At 50.1% G+C, this 21,233-nt stretch carries 18 protein-coding genes; 11 read left to right on the top strand and 7 right to left on the bottom strand.

Annotated elements, in window-relative coordinates; genetic code table 11:
* The first annotated feature begins 103 nt into the window (after positions 1 to 103).
* From ACO6UX_RS08775 to gcvA, 4 genes are all read left to right on the top strand, one after another.
* Positions 104 to 1,693: a BCCT family transporter gene (locus ACO6UX_RS08775; protein WP_422446781.1), complete on the top strand. Its 1,590-nt coding sequence runs from the start codon at positions 104 to 106 to the stop codon at positions 1,691 to 1,693.
* Between the two features lie 60 nt (positions 1,694 to 1,753).
* A complete protein-coding gene (locus tag ACO6UX_RS08770) occupies positions 1,754 to 2,914 on the top strand; it encodes an iron-containing alcohol dehydrogenase (protein WP_422446779.1) in 1,161 nt (386 codons plus the stop codon).
* 61 nt (positions 2,915 to 2,975) lie between these two features.
* Positions 2,976 to 4,472, top strand: a complete 1,497-nt coding sequence (locus tag ACO6UX_RS08765; protein WP_422446777.1) for a CoA-acylating methylmalonate-semialdehyde dehydrogenase — start codon at positions 2,976 to 2,978, stop codon at positions 4,470 to 4,472.
* 119 nt (positions 4,473 to 4,591) lie between these two features.
* Entirely contained in the window at positions 4,592 to 5,539 is a 948-nt protein-coding gene (gcvA, locus tag ACO6UX_RS08760) for a transcriptional regulator GcvA (protein WP_422446775.1), read from the top strand.
* A gap of 79 nt (positions 5,540 to 5,618) precedes the next feature.
* Here gcvA and pdxA read toward each other — a convergent pair whose 3' ends face one another.
* The 3 genes from pdxA to ACO6UX_RS08745 are packed head-to-tail and all read right to left on the bottom strand — an operon-like array spanning position 5,619 to position 10,752.
* Positions 5,619 to 6,632 carry a 4-hydroxythreonine-4-phosphate dehydrogenase PdxA gene (gene pdxA / locus ACO6UX_RS08755; protein ID WP_422447919.1) on the bottom strand — a complete coding sequence of 338 codons (1,014 nt, stop codon included), beginning with the start codon at positions 6,630 to 6,632 and terminating at the stop codon, positions 5,619 to 5,621.
* A gap of 1 nt (position 6,633) precedes the next feature.
* The gene (locus tag ACO6UX_RS08750; protein ID WP_422446773.1) at positions 6,634 to 7,971 is read right to left on the bottom strand and encodes a peptidylprolyl isomerase; all 1,338 of its coding nucleotides are present in this window, start codon (positions 7,969 to 7,971) and stop codon (positions 6,634 to 6,636) included.
* Positions 7,972 to 10,752, bottom strand: a complete 2,781-nt coding sequence (locus tag ACO6UX_RS08745) for an LPS-assembly protein LptD (RefSeq protein WP_422446771.1) — start codon at positions 10,750 to 10,752, stop codon at positions 7,972 to 7,974.
* A gap of 257 nt (positions 10,753 to 11,009) precedes the next feature.
* Here ACO6UX_RS08745 and ACO6UX_RS08740 point away from each other — a divergent pair, with 257 nt between their 5' ends.
* The 4 genes from ACO6UX_RS08740 to ACO6UX_RS08725 all read left to right on the top strand — a co-directional run bounded on the left by ACO6UX_RS08740 (position 11,010) and on the right by ACO6UX_RS08725 (position 15,883).
* On the top strand, positions 11,010 to 12,101 hold the full coding sequence (locus ACO6UX_RS08740) for an aminoglycoside phosphotransferase family protein (RefSeq protein ID WP_422446769.1): 1,092 nt from the start codon (positions 11,010 to 11,012) through the stop codon (positions 12,099 to 12,101).
* Positions 12,098 to 12,850, top strand: coding sequence for an N-acetylmuramate alpha-1-phosphate uridylyltransferase MurU (gene murU, locus ACO6UX_RS08735; RefSeq protein WP_422446767.1), 753 nt, complete (start codon positions 12,098 to 12,100; stop codon positions 12,848 to 12,850). Before ACO6UX_RS08740 ends, murU begins: the two co-directional genes overlap by 4 nt.
* A complete protein-coding gene (gene djlA, locus ACO6UX_RS08730; RefSeq protein WP_422446765.1) occupies positions 12,847 to 13,668 on the top strand; it encodes a co-chaperone DjlA in 822 nt (273 codons plus the stop codon). Before murU ends, djlA begins: the two co-directional genes overlap by 4 nt.
* Positions 13,669 to 14,179: 511 nt before the next feature.
* Positions 14,180 to 15,883: a hypothetical protein gene (locus ACO6UX_RS08725; protein ID WP_422446763.1), complete on the top strand. Its 1,704-nt coding sequence runs from the start codon at positions 14,180 to 14,182 to the stop codon at positions 15,881 to 15,883.
* Here ACO6UX_RS08725 and ACO6UX_RS08720 read toward each other — a convergent pair.
* Together ACO6UX_RS08720 and zapE are read right to left on the bottom strand one after the other, a co-directional pair.
* Positions 15,868 to 16,290, bottom strand: a complete 423-nt coding sequence (locus ACO6UX_RS08720) for an SDR family NAD(P)-dependent oxidoreductase (RefSeq protein WP_422447917.1) — start codon at positions 16,288 to 16,290, stop codon at positions 15,868 to 15,870. The genes ACO6UX_RS08725 and ACO6UX_RS08720 overlap by 16 nt on opposite strands.
* 11 nt (positions 16,291 to 16,301) lie before the next feature.
* On the bottom strand, positions 16,302 to 17,396 hold the full coding sequence (gene zapE, locus ACO6UX_RS08715) for a cell division protein ZapE (RefSeq protein WP_422446761.1): 1,095 nt from the start codon (positions 17,394 to 17,396) through the stop codon (positions 16,302 to 16,304).
* Between the two features lie 362 nt (positions 17,397 to 17,758).
* Here zapE and ACO6UX_RS08710 point away from each other — a divergent pair, with 362 nt between their 5' ends.
* Positions 17,759 to 18,235 (top strand): YhcB family protein, encoded by a 477-nt coding sequence (locus ACO6UX_RS08710; RefSeq protein WP_101745134.1) that lies wholly within the window; start codon positions 17,759 to 17,761, stop codon positions 18,233 to 18,235.
* A gap of 48 nt (positions 18,236 to 18,283) precedes the next feature.
* On the opposite strand, the gene trxB is transcribed toward ACO6UX_RS08710, so the two are convergent.
* Positions 18,284 to 19,237, bottom strand: coding sequence for a thioredoxin-disulfide reductase (trxB, locus tag ACO6UX_RS08705; RefSeq protein WP_422446759.1), 954 nt, complete (start codon positions 19,235 to 19,237; stop codon positions 18,284 to 18,286).
* Between the two features lie 198 nt (positions 19,238 to 19,435).
* Here trxB and cysZ point away from each other — a divergent pair, with 198 nt between their 5' ends.
* Positions 19,436 to 20,170, top strand: a complete 735-nt coding sequence (gene cysZ, locus ACO6UX_RS08700; RefSeq protein WP_422446757.1) for a sulfate transporter CysZ — start codon at positions 19,436 to 19,438, stop codon at positions 20,168 to 20,170.
* Positions 20,171 to 20,203: 33 nt separating this feature from the next.
* Positions 20,204 to 20,545, top strand: a complete 342-nt coding sequence (locus ACO6UX_RS08695) for a histidine triad nucleotide-binding protein (RefSeq protein WP_422446755.1) — start codon at positions 20,204 to 20,206, stop codon at positions 20,543 to 20,545.
* 136 nt (positions 20,546 to 20,681) lie between these two features.
* Here the strand turns inward: ACO6UX_RS08695 and ACO6UX_RS08690 are convergent, their stop codons facing one another.
* Positions 20,682 to 21,095 carry an OsmC family protein gene (locus ACO6UX_RS08690; RefSeq protein ID WP_422446753.1) on the bottom strand — a complete coding sequence of 138 codons (414 nt, stop codon included), beginning with the start codon at positions 21,093 to 21,095 and terminating at the stop codon, positions 20,682 to 20,684.
* Between the last annotated feature and the right edge of the window lie 138 nt (positions 21,096 to 21,233).

The raw sequence follows: 21,233 nt of genomic DNA, 5'->3' as shown, positions 1-21,233 counted from the left end.
TCTCATTTTTTTTCCAGCCACTGATAATGATGGCGTGCTCTGATATGCAGATTGCATTTGATGATGTCCCTGAGGATCAATACCTCAAAAAGAAGGGTTAAAAATGAATAATAAAAATAATAATACGACGCCGTATGCTGGCTTGCTTGCGGGAGCCAACCCAGTGATGGCCGTTGGTTCCGCTTTACTGGTTCTGGCATTTATTGTTTTTACCGTTGCCGATCCTGAATACGCCGATGGCATTTATACGGCGGCAAAAAACTTTATTGCTACGGATCTGGGCTGGTATTACATAGGGATAATGTCGTTTTTCCTGTTTTTTTCTGTCTGGCTGGTGTTCAGCCGCTACGGTGATATTCGTCTGGGCAGTGATGATGACAGACCGGAGTTCAGTAATTTCGCCTGGTTTTCCATGTTGTTTGGTGCTGGCATCGGAATTGGAATCCTGTTCTGGAGTATTGCCGAACCGATTTACCACTTTCAAAGCAATCCGTTCATCAGTGATGACGTGGCCATGACGGCAGAAGCGGCCCAGGTTGCCATGAGAATCTCGATTTTTCACTGGGGTTTGCATGGTTGGGGGTTGTTTTCTGTTACTGGTCTGATTCTAGCCTATTTTGCCTATCGCAAAGGGCTTCCCATCACTATCCGCTCAAGCCTCTACCCCATCTTCGGTGACAGGATTTATGGGCCTATCGGCCATGCAGCTGACTTGCTGGCAGTATTCGGAACCGTATTCGGCATAGCTACTTCGCTGGGACTGGGTGCACAACAGATGAATGCCGGGCTGGGCTATCTATTGGGCATAGAAGTGTCGACCACCAATCAAGTGATCCTGATCGCAGTTATTTCGGTTGTGGCAACGCTTTCGGTACTGACCGGTTTGAACAAAGGAATTCGTATCCTTAGTGTTTTCAATATGCATCTGACCATAGTCATTCTGGGTCTGTTCGTCATCTTTGGGCCTACTGCCTATCTGCTGGGTGCATTCTTTACCAATACCGGTGACTATCTGTTGAATGCCGTTTCCCTGGGGTTATGGGTTGATCCAGAGCCAGGCGCTCAATGGCAGGGATGGTGGACTATCTTCTATTGGGGCTGGTGGATTGCCTGGGCTCCTTTTGTCAGCATGTTCATTGCCCGTATCTCCAAGGGCCGGACCATTCGTGAGTTTGTCCTTGGTGTTCTCGTTGCACCCACGACACTGGCAGCTTTCTGGATCACTATATTTGGTAACAGTGCCTTCTATCTGGAACTTTACGGTGACGGCGGTGTTACAGAGGCTGTGAACAAGGATATCACTACTGCTCTGTTTACCACTGTGCAGCTGCTGATTGAGAGTGAGTTGATGTCCGCGCTGATGGCGGGCATCTGCACCATTTTGCTGGTGACTTATTTTGTTACCTCCGGGGACTCGGCGACCCTGGTGATCTGTACCCTGGTGTCCATGGGGAGTGATAATCCGCCTGCCCGGTACAGAGTGTTTTGGGGACTGGTGATTGGTGCCTCGGCAGCCGTTTTGTTGTATGCCGGTGGTCTTAAGGCTCTGCAAACAGCTTCTATTGTCGCGGCACTGCCATTCTCGATCATTCTGTTTCTTGCCACTTATGGTCTTATCAAGGCCCTGCGCGAGGAGGCTTTACCAGGTGAAGAGGCTTACAAGGTGTCCATGGCAAGAAATGGACGTTCCTGATAGATATTGGCTGTGCGCAAGAGGTACACAGCCATTTCAGTAGATTAGACGAGGTTTGTTATGTCTACGCGAGTGATTTTGCCCCGCATCATGCAGGTGGGGGCGGGGGCCAGCCTGGCTCTTCCTGATGTTCTGACTAGTCTGAGCTGTGCGAAGCCTCTCATTATTACTGATGCCATGATGGTTCAGCTAGGTTATGTCCAGGCACTGCAGGACTGTCTGACAAAAAACGACATTGATTCCAGTGTTTTTGCAGATACCGTTCCGGAACCCACCGTCGGCTCCATTCAGGCGGGTGTTGAAATGGCCAGGCAGGGAAGCTACGACTGTGTTGTTGCTCTCGGTGGAGGCAGCCCTATCGACAGTGCAAAGGCAATAGCTGTTCTCTCATGCCTTGGTGGTGAAATGCGGGATTATAAGTTCCCAAGGATCATGGATCAGCCCGGACTGCCGGTGATTGCTATACCCACTACGGCCGGTACGGGTTCTGAGGCCACTCGAGTCACCATTATCACAGATGAATCCTGTGACGAAAAAATGCTCTGTGTCGGGGCTGCTTATATGCCGTCAGCAGCTCTGGTGGACTATAACCTGACATTGAGTGTGCCTCCCCGTACGACAGCAGACACAGGTATTGATGCACTGACCCATGCTATGGAGGCATATGTCAGTAAAAAAGCCAGCTTGTACAGTGACAGTCAGGCTCTGGAAGCCATGCGCCTGATTGCACCGAATCTGCGTACCGCCTATCACAATGGCAAGGATGAAAAAGCCCGTGAAGCCATGATGCTGGGCTCAACCCTCGCGGGTGTCGCCTTTTCCAATGCCTCGGTAGCTCTGGTCCATGGTATGAGCAGACCTATTGGAGCTTTTTTCCATGTTCCCCATGGCTTGTCTAATGCCATGCTGTTGCCGGCTGTTACTGAGTATTCAATTCCCGCTGCGCCTGATCGTTATGCCGACTGTGCGCGGGCTATGGGTGTTGCCGAACAGAGAGACAGTGATGAAGTGGCAAACCATAAGCTGCTGACCGAACTGAAAGCTCTGAATGATGAGCTTTCAGTTCCGGGTCCACAGGAATTTGGCATTGATAAAGTTGCATTTTTTGAAGTGCTGGACACCATGGCATTGCAGGCTCTGGCATCCGGGTCACCTGCTAATAATCCCAGGGTGCCTGACGCAGAAGAAATTAAAGCCATTTACCAGCAGCTCTGGGACTAATTCAACACAAGTCAGTCAGAGAGTTAAGAAAAACATTTCTAACAAAACCATAGAGTGAATCATGAACACAATTGGCCATCTGATCAATGGTAGAGCAGTCAATGATGATATACGTCATCAGGCGGTTTATAACCCGGCAACCGGTCAGGCTGAAAAGCAGGTTGCTTTGGCTTCCAAAGCTACAGTAGAGGAAGCTGTTGCTGCTGCAGAAGCAGCTTTCCCTGCGTGGAGAAACACGCCTTCCATCAAGCGTGCCCGTATCATGTTCCGATTCAAGGAGCTGCTTGAGCAGAATGCTGAGCGTATCTGCGAATTGATTGGCCAGGAGCATGGCAAGATTTCCCACGATGCCATGGGGGAGCTGCAGCGTGGTATTGAAAACGTTGAATATGCCTGCGGTGCGCCAGAGCTGTTAAAGGGAGAACACAGCAGTAATGCCGGACCAGGCATTGATTCCTGGAGCGAGTTCCAGTCTCTGGGGGTTGTTGCCGGGATCACTCCCTTTAACTTCCCGGTCATGGTGCCACTCTGGATGTACCCGATGGCCATTGTCTGTGGCAATACCTTTGTTCTGAAGCCTTCCGAGCGGGTGCCAAGTTCAACACTGTTCGTGGCTCAACTGCTGCACGAAGCCGGTCTGCCAGCAGGTGTCATGAATGTTGTCAATGGTGACAAGGAAGCTGTGGATGCTCTACTCCATGATAAAAGAGTCGAGGCTATCAGCTTTGTTGGATCTACCCCCATCGCTGAGTATATCTACACGACAGCGACAGCCAATGGCAAAAGATGCCAGGCATTGGGTGGTGCTAAGAACCACGCGATCGTAATGCCTGATGCCGAGATGGATAATGCTGTTAATCAGCTGCTGGGCGCAGCTTTTGGTTCCTCCGGCGAGCGTTGTATGGCATTGTCTGTAGCCGTTGCCGTGGGTGATGCAGCGGCCGACCAGTTGGTAGGCAAGCTGAAAGAAGCCATGCAGTCCCTGAAAGTGGGTGCTTACAGCGACAGCTCCAATGATTTTGGACCGGTCATTACCCGACAGCACCAGGAAAAAGTGGTCGGTTTTATTGACAGTGCCGAAGAGCAGGGAGCCGAGATCGTGGTTGATGGTCGCCAGCCCGAGGTCGCCGGTTATCAGGAAGGTTACTTTGTCGGTGGTACCCTTATTGACAGAGTAACGCCAGAAATGACCAGCTATCAGAACGAAATCTTTGGCCCCGTTCTGCAGGTTGTCCGAGTCAACAGTATGCAGGAAGCCATGGACCTGATTGATCGTCATGAATACGGTAATGGTACCTGCATCTTTACCCGGGATGGGGAAGCCGCTCGCTATTTCTCCGCACACATCCGGGTAGGAATGGTTGGCATCAATGTGCCTTTGCCAGTGCCAGTGGCTTATCATAGCTTTGGTGGCTGGAAGCGCTCACTGTTTGGTGATCTCCATGCTTATGGTCCGGATGCGGTTCGTTTTTATACACGTCGCAAGACCATTACTCAGCGCTGGCCCTCTGCGGGCGTCCGGGAAAATGTCCAGTTTTCCATGCCCACCATGAAGTAAGCGGAGCCCAGGTAATAGCCCCGGAAACAGTTTGATTGTCGTTTTGTTACAAAAAATGAACAGTCTTTCGGTTGTCTGGGGTTAATACTGCATGGTCTAGCCATGTAGTGATTATTATAATGAAAAAGCGACTACCTCCTCTGAACTGGCTGCGCTCCTTTGAGGCATCTGCCCGCCTGCTCAGCTTTACCCATGCAGCCAATGAATTGAATCTTACCCAGGCTGCGGTCAGCCAACAGGTTAAAGGTCTTGAGTCTCAGCTTGGAGTAGCCCTGTTCAAGAGGCTTCCCCGTGGGCTGGAAATGACGGAAGCCGGCATGGCTTATCTTCCTGCTGTTCATGAAGCAGTCAGCTCGCTGGTTGTGGCGACGGAAGAGCTGTTTGGTCAGGGCAGGGACAGATTGTTAACTGTCAGGGTGAATCTGGTATTCTTCACGACCTGGCTGACTCCCAGAATGGGCCGTTTCAGGGAAGAGTTTCCTGAGATCGGCATACGTTTTACCAGTAATATCTGGGCAGAGGACAAGGACAGGGAAGCAGACCTTGAAATACGTTATGGCCGGGGTGACTGGCCAGATCTGAAGGCTGATTGTCTCACTGAGGACGAGCTCTTCCCCGTTTGCAGTCCAGAGCTGGCCAATGGTCTGCCACTGCCCGAGTGTCCCGAACAGCTATCAGAACATACCCTGTTGCATGTTATTGGCTATGAAGAAGGCTGGGGGTACTGGTTCAATCAGCTGGATTGTGAATTCCGCGAAAACTCTCCAGGCCTGCAGTTTGATACCCTGATTACAGCACTGGAAATGGCGAAGTATGGTCAGGGTTTTGCGCTGGGCCGGACATCCCTTGTCGCAGGAATGTTGACCAGTGGTGAGCTGGTGGCACCATTGCGGCAAAGAGTCAGGGCTTCTGAGGGATTCTATCTTACTTCTCCTGCCCGTCAGTACTTGCATCCCAAGGCGAAAGTATTCAGAAGCTGGATTCTGGAAGAGAGCCGGAAAAGCAAAGCCTCGTCATCAAAAAGTCAGCTTAGTGAAGATATAAAAGTAGCGGATATTGCATACTGATTGATACAGGAAACTTATTTTATTAAAGGACTAATCCTATAGACCCCACACTGATTTCTCAGAATCAATGGGGAGGATGTCAATCAGGGAAGGAAAGCATCTCCAGTGCCGTTTCGATGGCGGTGTATAAACTGCCTGAGTCAATGTTCCCGGTGGCCGCAAGATCCAGGGCGGTACCATGGTCAACAGAGGTTCGAACAATTGGCAGCCCCAGGGTAATATTGACGGCCTGGCCAAAGCCCTTGTATTTGAGTACCGGTAATCCCTGGTCATGGTACATGGCCAGTACGGCATCAGCCTGTTGCAGCAGTTTTGGGTTAAACAGGGTGTCAGCGGGTAAGGGGCCGGTCAGGTTCATCCCCTGAGCCCTGCAATTCTGCAGAACGGGAATAATGGTTTCAATCTCTTCCATTCCCAGGTGGCCACCCTCGCCGGCATGGGGGTTCAGTCCACAGACAAGAATATGAGGCGTTCGGATCGCAAACTTGTCCTGTAACTCCCGATGAAGAATGTGAATAACCTGGGTCAGGGAGTCATGGGTAATCGCTGAAGAAACTTTTGAAAGCGGCAAATGGGTGGTGGCCAGGGCGACTCTTAAGCCCTCTGTCGCCAGCATCATCACAACTTTCCCGGTGTGGGTCTGTTCAGCAAGAAACTCAGTGTGGCCACTAAAGGGAATACCAGCGTTATTGATTACTTCTTTATGAACAGGGCCGGTCACCATTCCAGCAAAAAGGCCGTTCACGCATCCATCCAGGGCTAACTTCAGGGTATCGAGAACATATTGACCGTTAGCGGGGTTAACGGCACCCGCTGTTGCCGGGGTGGCCATGGAGACCGGGGCAACCACCAGGGTGTTTGCCCGGGAAGGTTCTCTGATATCCGGGCTAAAGAGTTGCAGGTCAACGGAAAGGCCCAGCTGTATTGCCCGTTGTGCCAATAGCTCCGGATCAGCTGCGATCACCAGTTGCACCGGTTTGGAAAGCTCGTGGCCCTGGGTTGCCAGCATCAGGCAAAGGTCGGGACCGATGCCTGCAGGCTCCCCGGCGGTAACCACCAGCCGGGGAATGGGTTGGGTGGTGAAACCGGTCATATCAGAGCTGGATCTCAACGTAGGCCTGATCGCGGATTTCCCGCAGCCAGACTTGCAGTTCTTCTTCAAACTTGCGATTACTGAGCAGTTCTCTTACCTGGTTGCGGCGAACCTGGGTGCTGATGTCAGACTGCCGTTTGCCCAGCACTTCAAGAATATGCCAGCCGTAGGTGGTGCGAAATGGCTCACTTACTACTTTTTCCGGAATGATGTTCATCACGGTCTGGAATTCCGGAACCAGTGTTTCTGGAGAGATCCATCCCATATCACCGCCATTGAGCGCGGAAGCGGTATCGTCAGAATACGCTTTGGCAAGCTCGCTGAACGCTTCCCCCGCCTGAACCCGCTGATACAGTTTCTTCGCCTGCATCTGGGACTCAAGGTTACTGCGAATTTCATTGGGCTTGATCAGGATATGGCGAACATGAACCTGACTCTGAACCACTTTTTTATTCCCCCTGGTATCCATAAGTTTGATGATATGGAAACCGGCAGGGCTGCGGATAGCGTCGGAGGTCTGCCCCGGGGTCATGTTAATGGCCTGTTCCGCAAAAAGTGTGGGGAGCTGGTCGGCTTTTCGCCAGCCGAGGTCGCCACCTTCCAGGGCATTCTGCCCCCTGGAGTTGGCAATGGCCAGGGCCTGAAAGTCTGCCCCCTGGCGCAGTTGTCCGGACAGGTCATCAGCAAGGCGCTCTGCACTCTGGACCTGGTCGGGTGTAGCATTGTCAGGTGTGGCAATCAGAATATGACCCAGACGATATTCCGTCTGCACTTGCGCCAGCCCCTCAGGAGAGCCCAGGAAGTTATCAATTTCCTGTTCGCTGACCTGGACCCGCTGGGCAACCTGGCGCTGGCGAACACGGTTTAGAATCATTTCCCGGCGAATTTCTTCACGGGCCTGGCTGAACGACAGGCCATCCGCTTCCAGGTTTTGCCGGAACGCTTCCAGGGTCATCTGGTTGCGCTGGGCGATTCGGGCAATGGCGTCATTAAGAGCCCAGTCATCAATGCGGATGCCTCCGCGCTTGCCCATCTGGATCTGAATGTTTTCCAGTATCAGCTGTTCCAGTACCTGGTTTTTAAGCACATCTTCCGGCGGCAGGTCGATATTTCTGGATGCCAGCTGGCGATGCACAGCCTCAACACGGGCATCCAGCTCACTCTGCATGATCACGTCCTGATCAATTTTGGCAACGATTCGATCCAGTGCCAGCTGGTTTCGGATGGTGCCTTTCTGTGGGGTTTGCGCCGCGTCATTTGACTGTGCGTAAACGCCACCACTGCTGAAAGACAGCAGGCACAGGGAAGCCAGTGCCATGCTTTTTAATCCCTTCATCATTTACTTCTCATCCCCTGCGTAACCTTTAATACCTTTGATGTACTGTTTTGTGGTGCCACCGGTCAGATCGCCAAGTCCTCTCAGGACAAACTGGAGAAATACGCCGTTTTTGCTGTCAGGGTGATCAATGTTGTCATCATCCTCAACCCACTTGCGCCACAGTACACGTACCTGATAACAGCAACTGTTATATTCGACTCCGGATAATATCTCAAGGTTCCGCCTGTTGGTTAAATCGTACTGCCAGCGGCCCATGGCTGACCAGTTGTTGGTCACAGGCCATGCGATAGAGAGGTCGGTCTGGCTGAGGTTGTTGTCGGTGGTCAGGCCGGTATTTTGATCCAGCTCGTTTTTAACAAAACGATCAGCCTGACGCAGGAAACGATAGCCAGCGTTCATGACACGGCGATCATCCGGCTTGAATTGGTAGTAAAGACCGTAGCTGTCCAGTTTGTTGTTACTGGTATCCCACATCAGATCCTGACGGATGTTCATGCTGCGATTAATGTTGTAGACCAGTTCCGATGCCAGTGGTGACACTGAATCCTGCATTTCTTCCAGCAGACGCTTGGTCTCATCACCCGGGTCGGTATCCAGGTCCTGGTCAATAACACCCTGGTCAATACCGGCGATAGGGCTGATCCAGAGTTGACGATCTTCAAAATAGATGATCTGACCAATGCCAAAGCGCACCCGCTCAAAGCCATCATCTTCTATCAACCGGGTTGTCAGGCCCAGGGAGAGCTGGTTGGCATCACCTAACCGGTCGTGGCCGGAGAAGCGGCTGTCGCGCCAGAGTGAGTTGTAGTTGAAGTTCATCAGTGCGGTATCAAACACCGGGTTCATCTCCTGCCCCTCTTTATAAGGGGAGTAGAGATACTTCATCCTGGGCTCAAGAGTGTGGGTGAATTCGGTGCCACCGATATTGGTGAATCGGTCAAAGTAAAGGCCGCTGTCAATGCTGAATGTGGGCACTGTTGTCTTGGGTGACTCGGTGTAATCTGCTGCGGTGAAGTTGCCGTAGGCAAGACCCAAATCATCAATTACATTCTGTTGGTTCAGGTCCGTCAGCCGGTATTCAACATGTTGCACTTTCACCGCCGGGCGGATAAATGCATAGCTCCAGTCAAAAGAGTAACCTGCCCCGGTTTCCAGGTAGAGCCGTTCACCATTGGCGCTTTTAATACCGTAACCTTCGTCGTATACGCTCTCGAAGTATTCGTTATCCGATGTTGTTTTCGATTCTTCCTTAACATAATGCCAATTATCATCACGGGAGAACTTCGTGTAGTCGGCCACATAATTCAGGTTCAGGCGGCTACTGGCCAGCCAGTTACCAGACAGTTTGATCTGTGGCAGTTTGTTATAGGGGTCATCTGCCGTCTGGTTCATATTCTGGTATTGGTGAGCATCCACACTAAACTGCCAGTTGTGGTTGGTATCCCCTCCCAGGTAGCGGGTACCTATCCGCTGGTTCAGCGGTGCATTGGCAGACAGGTTAAGGCTGGTGCTGAAATCATCCAGATAGTTTTTATCACTGGCTTTGGCGTAGTCGACTTCTGCCGTCCAGCGACTGGTCAGGTTGGTCTGCTGACGATAGTTGAGCAACCAGCGGTGGTCATTGTAATAAGGGTTCTCTTTTTTCAGCTGATCTTTGTCCAGAAATCCGGAAAGCCCCAGTTCACCCCGGGTGTTACCCACCAGATAGCGGAACTCGTTCTCCAGCATTAATCCCCGTTTGCTCATATATCTGGGCGTCAGGGTGGCATCATAGTTGGGTGCAATATTCAGGTAATAAGGGATGGCAAAGTCCAAACCGTTATCACTGCTTTGGGATAACGTAGGGTAAAGGAAACCGGACTTTCTGCGGTCATCAATTGGGAAAGACAAATAGGGCGTGTAGAGGATTGGCAGCCCTTGCACACGAACGACGGCATTTTTGGCCAGACCCTGACCACTACCCATATCAAGGGTTACCTGTTGCCCGGACAGCTGCCAGCCTTTGTCACCCGGAGGGCAGGTGGTGTAGGTGGCGTCAGACAACTCAAGTGTAGTGTCTTCATTGCGGACGATGCGTTTAGCGCTGCCTCGGGCTTTCTGCTCATGCATCACATAAGCGGTATTCTCAAGGGTTGCACGGCCACTGTCGAGCTTTAGATCACCTTTGTCACCGACCAGCAGGACGCCACTGTCCCGAAAGCGAACGTTGCCTTCGAACTGGCCATGGTTCCGACTTTTGTCCAGCGTGGCGTGGTCACTTTCAAACTGCCGACTGCCCTGACGGACCGTAACATCACCCTTGAAGGTGGCAACTGAGTCTTTGTCATAACTTGACTCATTGGACTCGGCGACAATGGGTGCATTATTGCTATCCCCGCTATAGTCCTTGCCAGGTCTGGGCGGCTCGATATAAGCGCCGCAGCTATAGAAAGGCTCAGTTGATCTTCTCTGTGCCGAGAGGTCCCGGATAGGTTGCCAGTCCAGTTGTTGTTTGAGGGCGGCGTTTTGGCCGCTGGTGGCAGGCTTTATCGGCGTCGCCGGTTTTTCCGGGTTTCTGACCTGCTGTTTGGCCCCGGGCTTCGGTTGCACTGGTTTGGATTTGCCGGTGGCAGGATGACAACTCCAATGACCATTAGCCAGTGTCTGGCAGTGCCATTCGCTCTGTTGACCACCCGAGGGTTCAGCGGCAATGACTCTGGCTGCTGTCTGGCTGGCAATAATGCTGGTTGCAATGACCAGTGTCAGTGCTTTTGGGGTAAAGGGTAATGGGGGCATATCCATAAGCTCAGCAATCCTGGGGCAACATTCTTACTGCATTTGAGTCGCAATATTCTATATGCATTTGCACAGGAAATGCAGTGTTAAATCCATTGGGAACTTTGGACACGAGAGCCTGAAATGTCAAATGGCCACAGGCTTTTCATTTTCTCCCGGGGCGGGAACCTTATGTCAATAGAGCCTAAGCGCCAATAGGCCAGAATAGCTCTCTGTGATAGTCTTGGGTATTGATCTGACATTGCTAATGGGAAGCAAAAGCGTTGGCCACAACAATTTCAGAGCTTCAGAACGTTTCTGAAGCATCTTGTCGTCGGGAACAACTGGCACAATGGGTTGTCACAGTGTTATCTGGCGGACAAAGCCCTGCCTTTGATCATGGGGACCTTGATGCAGGTGCTTCAATGCCTTTACAGGCCATTGGCAGTGACGCCGGTTTTCGAAAATATTATCGGGTTAAAACCCCTCAGCGGACGCTGGTTGCCGTAGATGCTCCTCCGGCAACGGAAGATACCCGCACCTTTGTTGAGATAGCCACTCACTGGCGGGCAGGCGGGGTTCACGTTCCTGAGGTGTTTGCGGTTGATTATGAGCATGGCTTTATGCTTCAGGAGGATCTGGGGGATACGCCAATGCAGGTTTTACTGCAAGGTTCTGCCGCCAACCAGCACTATCCGCAGCTTCTGGACACCTTACTCACCGTGCAGCAACAGTTGCCTGATAACCTGCCTCCCTACGATGAAAAGCTGATCCGCCTTGAGCTGTCTCTTTATCCCCAGTGGTTTCTTGGGGCACTGATGGGATTTGATGCTGAAGATCCTCACATTATGCAGCCGCTGACGGGGCTGTTCTCCTCGCTGGTAACAACGTTTCTTGAGCAGCCAAAGGGAACGGTTCATCGTGATTACCATTCCCGAAACCTGATGCTGGCACCGGATGGCACTGTCGGGGTTATTGATTTTCAGGGAGCGCTGCATGGGCCATTGCTATATGACGTCGTGTCTTTATTGAGGGACTGTTACATAGCCTGGCCTGAAGAAAAGATAGATCGCTGGTTATCCTCTTTTATTGCCCGTCATTCGGTGCTGGCAGATTATGACCGGGAACAGCTGAAAATCTGGTTTGATCTCACAGGCTTACAACGTCATCTGAAATGTCTGGGGATCTTTTCCAGATTGTGGCTGCGTGATGGCAAACCCGGCTACCTGAACGATATTCCAAGAACCCTGGGGTATGTGGTGTCCATCTGCCAGCGATACCCTCAATTCAAAGCCCATGCCGAGTGGCTGCAAGAGTGCGTTGAACCTTTGGTTAAAGGGCGGCTCAAACAGGTAATGGAGGAAGCTGGCGTATGAAGGCCATGATACTTGCTGCAGGTTATGGCAAAAGACTCAGACCCATTACCCTGTCCATTCCCAAACCGCTGGTACCAGTGGCAGGAAAACCCCTGATTACCTATCATATCGAGCGGCTGGCGCAGGCTGGTTTCAGGGAACTGGTCATTAATCATGGCTGGTTGGGAGAAAAGATTGAGGAGGCACTTGGCTCAGGTTCCGGCTGGGGGGTAACTATTCAGTATTCTCCTGAAGGTGAGCCTCTGGAAACCGGCGGTGGGATTTGTCGAGCCCTGCCGCTGTTGGCTCAAGGTCAGGCGGGCGAAAGTGATGCACCGTTTGTGGTGGTGAATGGGGATGTATATACGGATATCTGCCTGAAAAATCTGCAGCTCCCGCAAGGAATGCTGGCGCATCTGGTGATGGTCGATAATCCGGACTTCCATCCTGCAGGGGATTTTTGTCTCGACGATGGGATTCTTTTTGAGAAAGCAGCAATGCCGGAAAAAGCCGGACTGACATTCAGTGGCGTCAGCATACTATCCCCGCGATTATTTGACGGCTGTCAGCGTGGCACAGCCTTTGCCTTGGCTCCGTTATTGATTGAGGGCATGCAACAGGGCCGGGTCAGTGGCCAGTACCACCATGGTTTCTGGACGGATGTGGGTTCTGTTGAACGGCTACAGGCACTGGAAGGCTATCTTCAAAAACAGCAGCAGGACCGGCCGCAAAGCCAAAACAATCTTCAAGATCAGAGCAGGACTTCATGACCGCAATAGTAATTGGCGCGTTGGTTGGATTCATGACCGGTGGACCCTTTGGCGCTATTTTGGGCGCATTTGTGGGTTCCTGGATTAACCGGACCTATTTAGGTGGGCAGGGAGCTGCTGGCTTCGGGACTTCTGCCGCTTATCGTCAAAAAGCCCAGACCGCCTTTTTCAGGGCAACGTTTCTGGTGATGGGCCGTGTGGCAAAAGCGGACGGCCGGGTAAGTGAGTACGAAATAGAGACAGCACGAGCCATTATGGACAACATGCGCCTCTCAGAAGAGCAGCGCAGGATGGCAATAGAGCTGTTTAACGAGGGCAAGAAGCCGTCTTCCGATATTGAAGGTGCGCTTCGGTCATTTCGTGAGGTGGCCGGTGCCAGCACACTGATTCCCATGTTTCTGGAGATTCAGCTGTCGGCAGCCTATGCCGACGGTGGGTTGAGCCCTTCAGAAAAAGCGGTATTCAAGCAGGTTTGCAGTATTCTGGGGGTGGGCAACTTTGCTTTTGAGCAAATTCACAAACGGTTTATTGCCCAGAGAGAGTATTACCAGCAAGGTGGCTATCATTCCGGAGCCGGTGGCAACCGATCATCTTCAGGAATGGATCTGAAGCGGGCCTATGATGTTCTGGGCGTGTCAGACAGTGCCTCAGATGCTGAAGTCAAGAAGGCTTATCGTAAGCTGATGAGCGAACACCATCCGGATAAACTGGTGGCAAAGGGTTTGCCTGAGGAAATGATGGCGGTTGCCAAAGAAAAAACCCAGGAAATTCAGGGCGCTTATGATCAGGTTCGGGCAGCCAGGAAGGCCGCAGGATAGTTAGAATAAGCAGCTGTCTTTATGAAGATTTTGGATGGTTGCTACTTTTATACAGCCTTCAGGGGAACTTTTTCAGGGTTAAGTTGACTAAATGATCAACAGGCAAATTCTTTAACTTAATCATCTGGAGGCCGGGGCTGTGATTTATTCAAAACGTAAGCAGTATATGTACTGGTATGTTCCAGCCACTACAAGGATTGACCTTGATTCCAATCGTTCAGTGATCTATTGCTTTTCAGAGTTGCCGCGAAAGGTGAGATCAGCACTGAGAAGAAAAAAGAAGTATCTCATTTTCAAAGAAATTAATGAATTCTCCACCTCTATCGTTGAGAGGGAAGTTCAACCTTCTGTTTAATTCTTTCTATAGATTCTTTGGGTGTTCTGTCATTTTGTGGAAATAATCATAATTCCTGAAATGACTCGATAGAACTAAATCGGTTAATGAAGGTCTGATCTTTCATTGTCAGCAAGTCATCTCAAATGGGTGAAATCACGGGGTGGTGAAAGTTCGATGAATGTAACACTTAAAGTCAAATATCATTGGGACCTAAGAGATTTTTATCGTGTAGATAAACCTTACGATGGGTTTGGGGATGTAACAAAGCTAAATATATATTCAGACGAAAAAAAGGACGAAAAAAAGAACGAAAAAAAGAACGAAAAAAAGAAATCCCACCGTGTCTACAGTGGCCGGATTGTAAGGGCGGTATCCTGCGATCATCCTATCCTGGTCGATCCGTGCAGGGTAGGCAGTTGCCTTGTAGAAATGGATTTATCCAGCCGTTATATGGTGGTTGGCGATGCCTGGCGTGGCACTGATTTTCAAGGGATTGTCAGGAGATTAAGTGAGAAAAGTATTTACGCCTTGACTGAAGTTCAACGACATGATGTTAATGCCGTAAAACTAATGATTGAAAAAAGTTATTACACCGATGACGGTGAGTTAGAGGACACTACATTTACAGATAATCTGTCTCCGGCAAACATGGCTGAAGCGGGATTCGTATTCGTCAGGGATGGGGTCGTATGTTGCTATCATGGCTACATTGGACGTCATAAACACTATACGAATATTTCTTCAGAGTGGCATGGCTGTCAGACTTCACCAACGCTCAGGCATCAAGAGTTGTTTAATAGCCCACCTTGTATCGAGCTTAAAAAATGCCAGTTTCCGATTTTGACCACTGAGTCTGGTGAAGATGCCACTGGAGCAACTTACCGGATGCTTATTCCTGGTGGTGTTGGCGGGCACCCAAAAGTCGGTTGTAACGCAGCAATGCTGGTGACTAACAAAAATCATGAGTTACCGGTAATGGATAGAGAAACCGCACAGCACGAAGTGTTGCTGGTAATCATTGACACACTGAAGAAAAAGATCAGGAACAGGGTTGAGAAAAGTAATATCGGTATTCCGGACTTCACCCAACAGGCTCAGCAGTTGATATACCTTGAACATTTTATCCCCTTATTCGGGAAACTTCAGCTGGCTACAGAGCGATTGATCATGCTGATGAATCGGGTTCAATTGCAGTTGGCAGATAAAGATGACAAGGATACGATCAGAAAAAAAACAGATGAGATTGCTGAAGCTCTGAAAGTGGATGGCATTAAAAAAGAAATGGGCAAAATTATTGAGGCAATCACTGATTATGAAAAGGCAAACTTTTTGTCAGTTATGACTAAATACCCTGCATATCTAAAGCGTGTGGGTAATATTGATGGTATGCCTGGTCTCGATATTGTCGAGCAAGAGCTGGTTAAATTGAGCGAAACTTATTCCGAACATTTTTTTCAGGATGGTTTTTTTAACAGGGTTATCAACACTTCGGATTTTGACGATTTATTTGCTAAATTTCAGCACCTTTTCTGGAACAGATCAGACGACAATAAATTAATTGTTGATATAACGGCTTCCCGAAGTGAACTTTTGAAAAGCATAAATGCGGTTCACGAAAAGGCCGAAGAGCTGTTAACAATCTACCTGGAGGCCTGTAAAAGCAACGTTTCTGTTGATTCAGGCAATCCTGCTCAAACTTTGCAAAGCCCCCTGTTAGGTGAGATTGTACCCGATTGGCTCAAACCGGCATCCCTTGCTAGTGGTCAAACATCTATTGCCCGGGGAAAAACAAAAAATGCTTTTCGACTGCCCAACTGCTGCATAACCGGCTGGTTGACTGATGCGAACCACGTCCTTCACCGTCATTTACCACCCTGATTTCTGGTCACTCTGCACAGTGAAAATATCAAGCTGTTGAGGGCTTGCAGAGAAGTATTGCTTTGAATAAGGATATTGTATTGCGCCAGATCGGTTGCGAGTGTTTTTACCAGGCTGTTGACGCCTGAACGCATGACATTACTCATCACCAGAATATCGATGGGTTCCTTTACGGCGGAAGAGGTCAGGGTAAGAATGCTGCCGCCGTTTACTTTAAGCGCAGGCAGCGTTGCCCTGATCAGTCGTATGGCGCTCATCAGCGTCAATTCAAAAGCAGCCTGCCAGGCTTGATCATCAAACTCTTCAAAGAATCCCGGTGCCGGGCCTCCGGCATTGATGACCAGCCCATCGATATGAAAACTTTGTTTTGAATACCAAGATCCATACGATGAAACTCCTGTATTTATTTTCGACGCACTTATGGCTTATGAGGCCGGGCAAGATACTCTGTAGACTGCATCTCCTGCAGACGACTGCGCGTTCTCTTGAACTCAAACGACAGAGTACCACTGGCATAGAGTGCTTCAAGATGAACTTCACAGGATAAAATAAGTTTTACGCCACGGTCATAGAACTCGTCAATCAGATTGATGAAACGACGGGCCTGATCATTCCGGTTGGCATCAAACTGAGGGACATCCTGAACAATGACTGAATGGTACAGGCAGGCAAGCTCGATATAGTCATTCTGGCTGCGGGGGCCATCGCACAGATCCGTAAAGGTAAACCAGGCCACATCTCTGCCTGACTTTACGGTGTTAATCGGGCGTCCTGATATTTCGATGCTCTGGCCCGACTCAATATGTTCCGGGTCAGCAGCCAGCTCTGAAAATATCCGCTCCAGCTTTTCATGGTTGGCTTTATTGAGGGGGCAATAGTAGGTTTCAGCTTTTTCCAGAAGACGCAGGCGATAGTCAATATTGCCATCAACATTCACCACCAGGGTGTGCTTTTTAATCAGGTCGATGGCCGGAAGGAAGCGGGCCCTTTGCAGTCCATCGCTGTAGAGAAGGTCGGGGTCCACATTCGATGTGGCGACCAGGGTGACGCCCCGCTGAAACAGCTGATCCATCAAACCGGCCAGAATCATGGCGTCCGTGATGTCGGAAACAAAGAACTCATCAAAGCAGATGATCCTTGCTTCTTTGGAAAGACGTTCAGCGACGCTTGATAGCGGGTTTTTCTGCCCCTCCAGTGTCTTAAGCTCGGCATGCACCCGGCGCATAAAGTGGTGGAAGTGCATGCGCAGCTTATCCTGAAAGGGCAGGCAGTGATAAAAGGTGTCCATAAGCCAGGTTTTACCCCGGCCAACGCCCCCCCAGAAATAGAGGCCACGTAATGGCTCACGGGGCTTGCCGAGGGCACCTTTGATCTTCTTGAGGAGTGATCCCCCGGGTGGTTGGATCAGCTGTTCATAGAGGTTTTGCAAGTGTTTTACCGCCTCAGCCTGGGCCGGGTCCCTGCTAAAACCTTTTTGGGTGATATCCCTGTGATAACAAGCTTGCGGGGTCATAATCAAATACTGGATAAAGGAGCGCTGCTTATTGTTTTCATATTTGCCAACGGGGCAAAAGCTGTCAATGTAACTGGACTCCGGTCAGGTGGCAAGGCTTGCTGAACTGAACCTTTTCAGGCCGGGTTCGGTCATTATAGGCTTTGATGTTCTTTTATCACTCTTTGACGAAAGCAACTATACAAAGTAAGTGGTGGACAAAGTCTGCGAGTTTTGCTCGAATCTGGCTTTTGCCGGTATGGGCTAGGCCAACTTCAATGGAATCTATACAATCTGTTTATAGGCAGGCGCTAAAGCACATGGCGTTGTGATTTAATGACAAGGGCGCGGGCCCCACTGAGTGAGGCGATACTGTGGAAAACATGAACGTACTTTGGTTTATCGGTAGTCTGGCGTTTCTGACGGGGATTCTGTGTGGTGCGCTCGTTTACCATTTACTGTCCGGTGCAAAATCCCGTAACGGCAGGCTGGAGAGTCAGCTGGATGAACTTCAGCAGGAATTCAAAGAGTACCAGGAGCGTGTGGGAGATCACTTCACCACATCAGCCCACCTGATCAATAAACTGACCGATACCTACCGGGATGTCCATGAGCATCTGGCCAATGGTGCGGAAGCGCTCTGTAAGGATGAAGAAGTCCGCAACCGGCTCGGCGACTCCCTGTTAAGCAGTAACGCACTGCTGTCCGGGAAGATTCATAAGCGTCGTAATGAACGCACGCCACCCCTGGAGCAGCCCAAGGACTATGCGCCTAAATCCAGCCCTGATGAACAGGGAGCGTTGGCTGAAGAGTATGGTTACGGTGAGTCTGCGAAAGAAGGAACCACCACCGATAAATAAACGGTGACTTACAAGGCTTCCTGTCGAGGAAGCCTGTAGTAGCTCTATTTAAGCTTCCAGGGCATCCAGATACTTCTCGGCATCCAATGCTGCCATGCAGCCAGTACCTGCAGAGGTAATCGCCTGACGATAGATATGATCCATAACATCCCCGGCGGCAAAAACTCCCTCTTTTGATGTCAGTGTGGCATTGCCTGCCAGACCGCTATTCACCCGGATATAGCCATCTTTCATGTCCAGCTGACCGGCAAAAATACCGGTATTTGGCGTATGGCCAATGGCGATAAAGCAGCCCATTGCGGATATTTCTTCAGATTCACCACTCAGCACATTTTTAACCCGGACGCCGGTGACCCCCATGTCGTCGCCCAGAACTTCATCCAGAACAGAGTCAAGAACCAGTTTGATATTGCCGTTCTGCACGCGATCCATCAATTTGTCCTGAAGGATTTTTTCTGAGCGAAATTGCTGGCGTCGATGAATCACGGTAACGGTTCTGGCAATGTTAGAGAGATAGAGTGCTTCTTCCACCGCCGTGTTGCCGCCACCGACCACGACCACATCTTTATTTTTATAAAAGAATCCATCACAGGTTGCGCAGGCAGACACCCCTTTACCCTTGAAGGCTTCTTCACTGTCCAGGCCCAGATAGCGTGCGCTGGCTCCGGTGGCGATAATCAGGGCGTCGCAGGTATACGTGTGGCTGCCTTTCAGGGTGTAGGGCTTTTGGCTGAAATCCACTTCTTCGATATGATCAAAAATAATTTCAGTACCAAAGCGTTTGGCGTGGGCTTCCATCTCCATCATCAGGCCGGGGCCCTGAAGCCCTTCCTGTCCACCTGGCCAGTTATCGACATCCGTTGTGGTGGTCAGTTGGCCCCCCTGTTGCATGCCGGTAATCATGACCGGGTTGAGATTGGCCCTGGCGGCATAGACAGCGGCGGTATAGCCCGCAGGCCCGGAACCAAGAATTAACAGGCGGGAGTGTCTGGTTATGCTCATTATGTACTCCATTAATAAGGGGTAATGATTAAATGGCCTTATAATAGCTATAGCCTTTGAGCCATGGCAATTGGCAAAAATTATGGGTCTTATTGTCTGTCCCTATTGCTCAAGAGAAAAGCACAAGAGAAGAAAACAAGAGAAATAGCTGTTGCTGGTGTAATATTTCGGTTTCTGGCAAGCATTAACAATAAAGTGATGATACATAATACCCCTGTATCAGGCCCCGGTTACTTTATCCAGGGACTGAAAATGATTTTACTGCCACAATTGCGATGGTTTGTTTTGATTCCGCTGGTCATTAATATCCTGGTGTTTTCCGGGATTATTTATTGGGCATCGGGCCATTTCTCTCTGTGGATGGAGCAACTCACCGGCTGGATGCCAGAGTGGCTGGCGTTTCTGGAGTATCTGCTATGGCCGCTGTTTTTTCTGGCCCTGGCGGCCGTGATGTTTTTTACCTTTACCATTATCGGGAATTTTATTGCGGCCCCGTTTAATGCACTGTTGGCGGAAAAAGTGCAGCGAATGGAAGGCGCAGAGCTGCCTGATCTTAAACTGTCTGACTGGCTGACAATTGTGCCGAGAAGTATTGGCCGGGAGTTGCGCAAACTGTTGTATTTCCTGCCCCGGGCAATTGTGCTGCTGATACTGTCTTTTGTTCCGGTGCTGGGATTGGTGTTGTGGTTTTTATTCAATGGCTGGATGATGGCTATCCAGTACTGTGACTATGCAGCGGATAACCGGGGTGTCTCATTTTCCGACATGTTATCACGATTGAAACCAAAGCTATCAACGTCGTGGCCTTTTGGTGCGGTTGTTAACCTGGCCATGTTGATACCGTTGATCAATTTGCTGATTATTCCTGCTGCGGTCGTTGGTGCAACGCTGTTGTGGGAACGGGAAATAGAGCAGCCTGTGACTGCAGGGTGACTGGATTTTTTATATAGGCAAGGAGTGGGTTTAATGAGTTGTCTTTTCTGTAAAATTGCTGAGGGCGATATTCCCGCAGATAAAGTATTTGAAGATGATCAGGTGGTGGCCTTCAGGGATATTAACCCGGCGGCTCCAACCCATATTCTGGTCATTCCCAAAAAGCATATTGCGACCATGAATGACGCCGTAGCAGAAGACCAGTCACTGCTGGGCAAGATGATGCTGGTGGCAAAAGACATCGCGGCCAGCGAAGGGGTAAGTGAGGATGGTTTTCGCCTGGCCGTGAATACCAACAGCCAAGGTGGGCAGTCGGTCTACCATATACACCTGCATTTGCTGGCAGGGCGTCAAATGCAGTGGCCGCCGGGCTGATCGTGAGCTTTAGAGGTTTTGTTAAGGGCCTTAAAAAGCAGGGGACCACAAAGACACAAGGTTTTTTCTGGGCTTGCCTGATTAAGGCTTAGCAAACAAAACAAGGCTTCCTTCGTGTCTTTGTGGTTTAAATCCTTTATTCGGTTTCGATAATCTCGTAACTGTGGGTGATTTCAACACCACCTTTGCCTAGCATATGGGCAACCGAGCAGTATTTTTCGGCGGATAAGTTTACGGCACGTTCCACCTGGGATGCTTTGATCTTGTTGCCTTTCACCACAAAAGACAGATGTATTCTGGTAAATACGGCGGGAATGGCATCAGCACGTTCGGATTCAATGTCCACATGGCAGCTGGTCACGTTCTGACGCGCTTTTTCCAGGATATTGATCACGTCCACCGAAGAGCACCCACCTAAACCCATCAATACCATCTCCATGGGGCTCGGTGCGCTCTTATGGTGTTTATCGGCATCCATAACGATGGAGTTGCCACTGTCTGTCAGTCCCAGAAAACGCTGGTTATCAACCCACTTGACTTGTGCCTTCATTTGAAATTCCTGTTCTCGTTTGACTGTTTCTATTTGGGGGCAATTCTAAAGCCTTTGCGTCAAAACAGCCATTCAATCAGAATTCTGTATTCTTCGTAACAGCACCCATTCATCGAATAGTGCCAAGACAGTCAAGAA

The sequence above is a fragment of the Endozoicomonas sp. ALB091 genome, assembly GCF_049310265.1.
Taxonomy (GTDB): domain Bacteria; phylum Pseudomonadota; class Gammaproteobacteria; order Pseudomonadales; family Endozoicomonadaceae; genus Endozoicomonas.
Note: the sequence above shows the minus strand (reverse complement) of the source record. Positions and strands in the feature narration are given on the sequence as shown.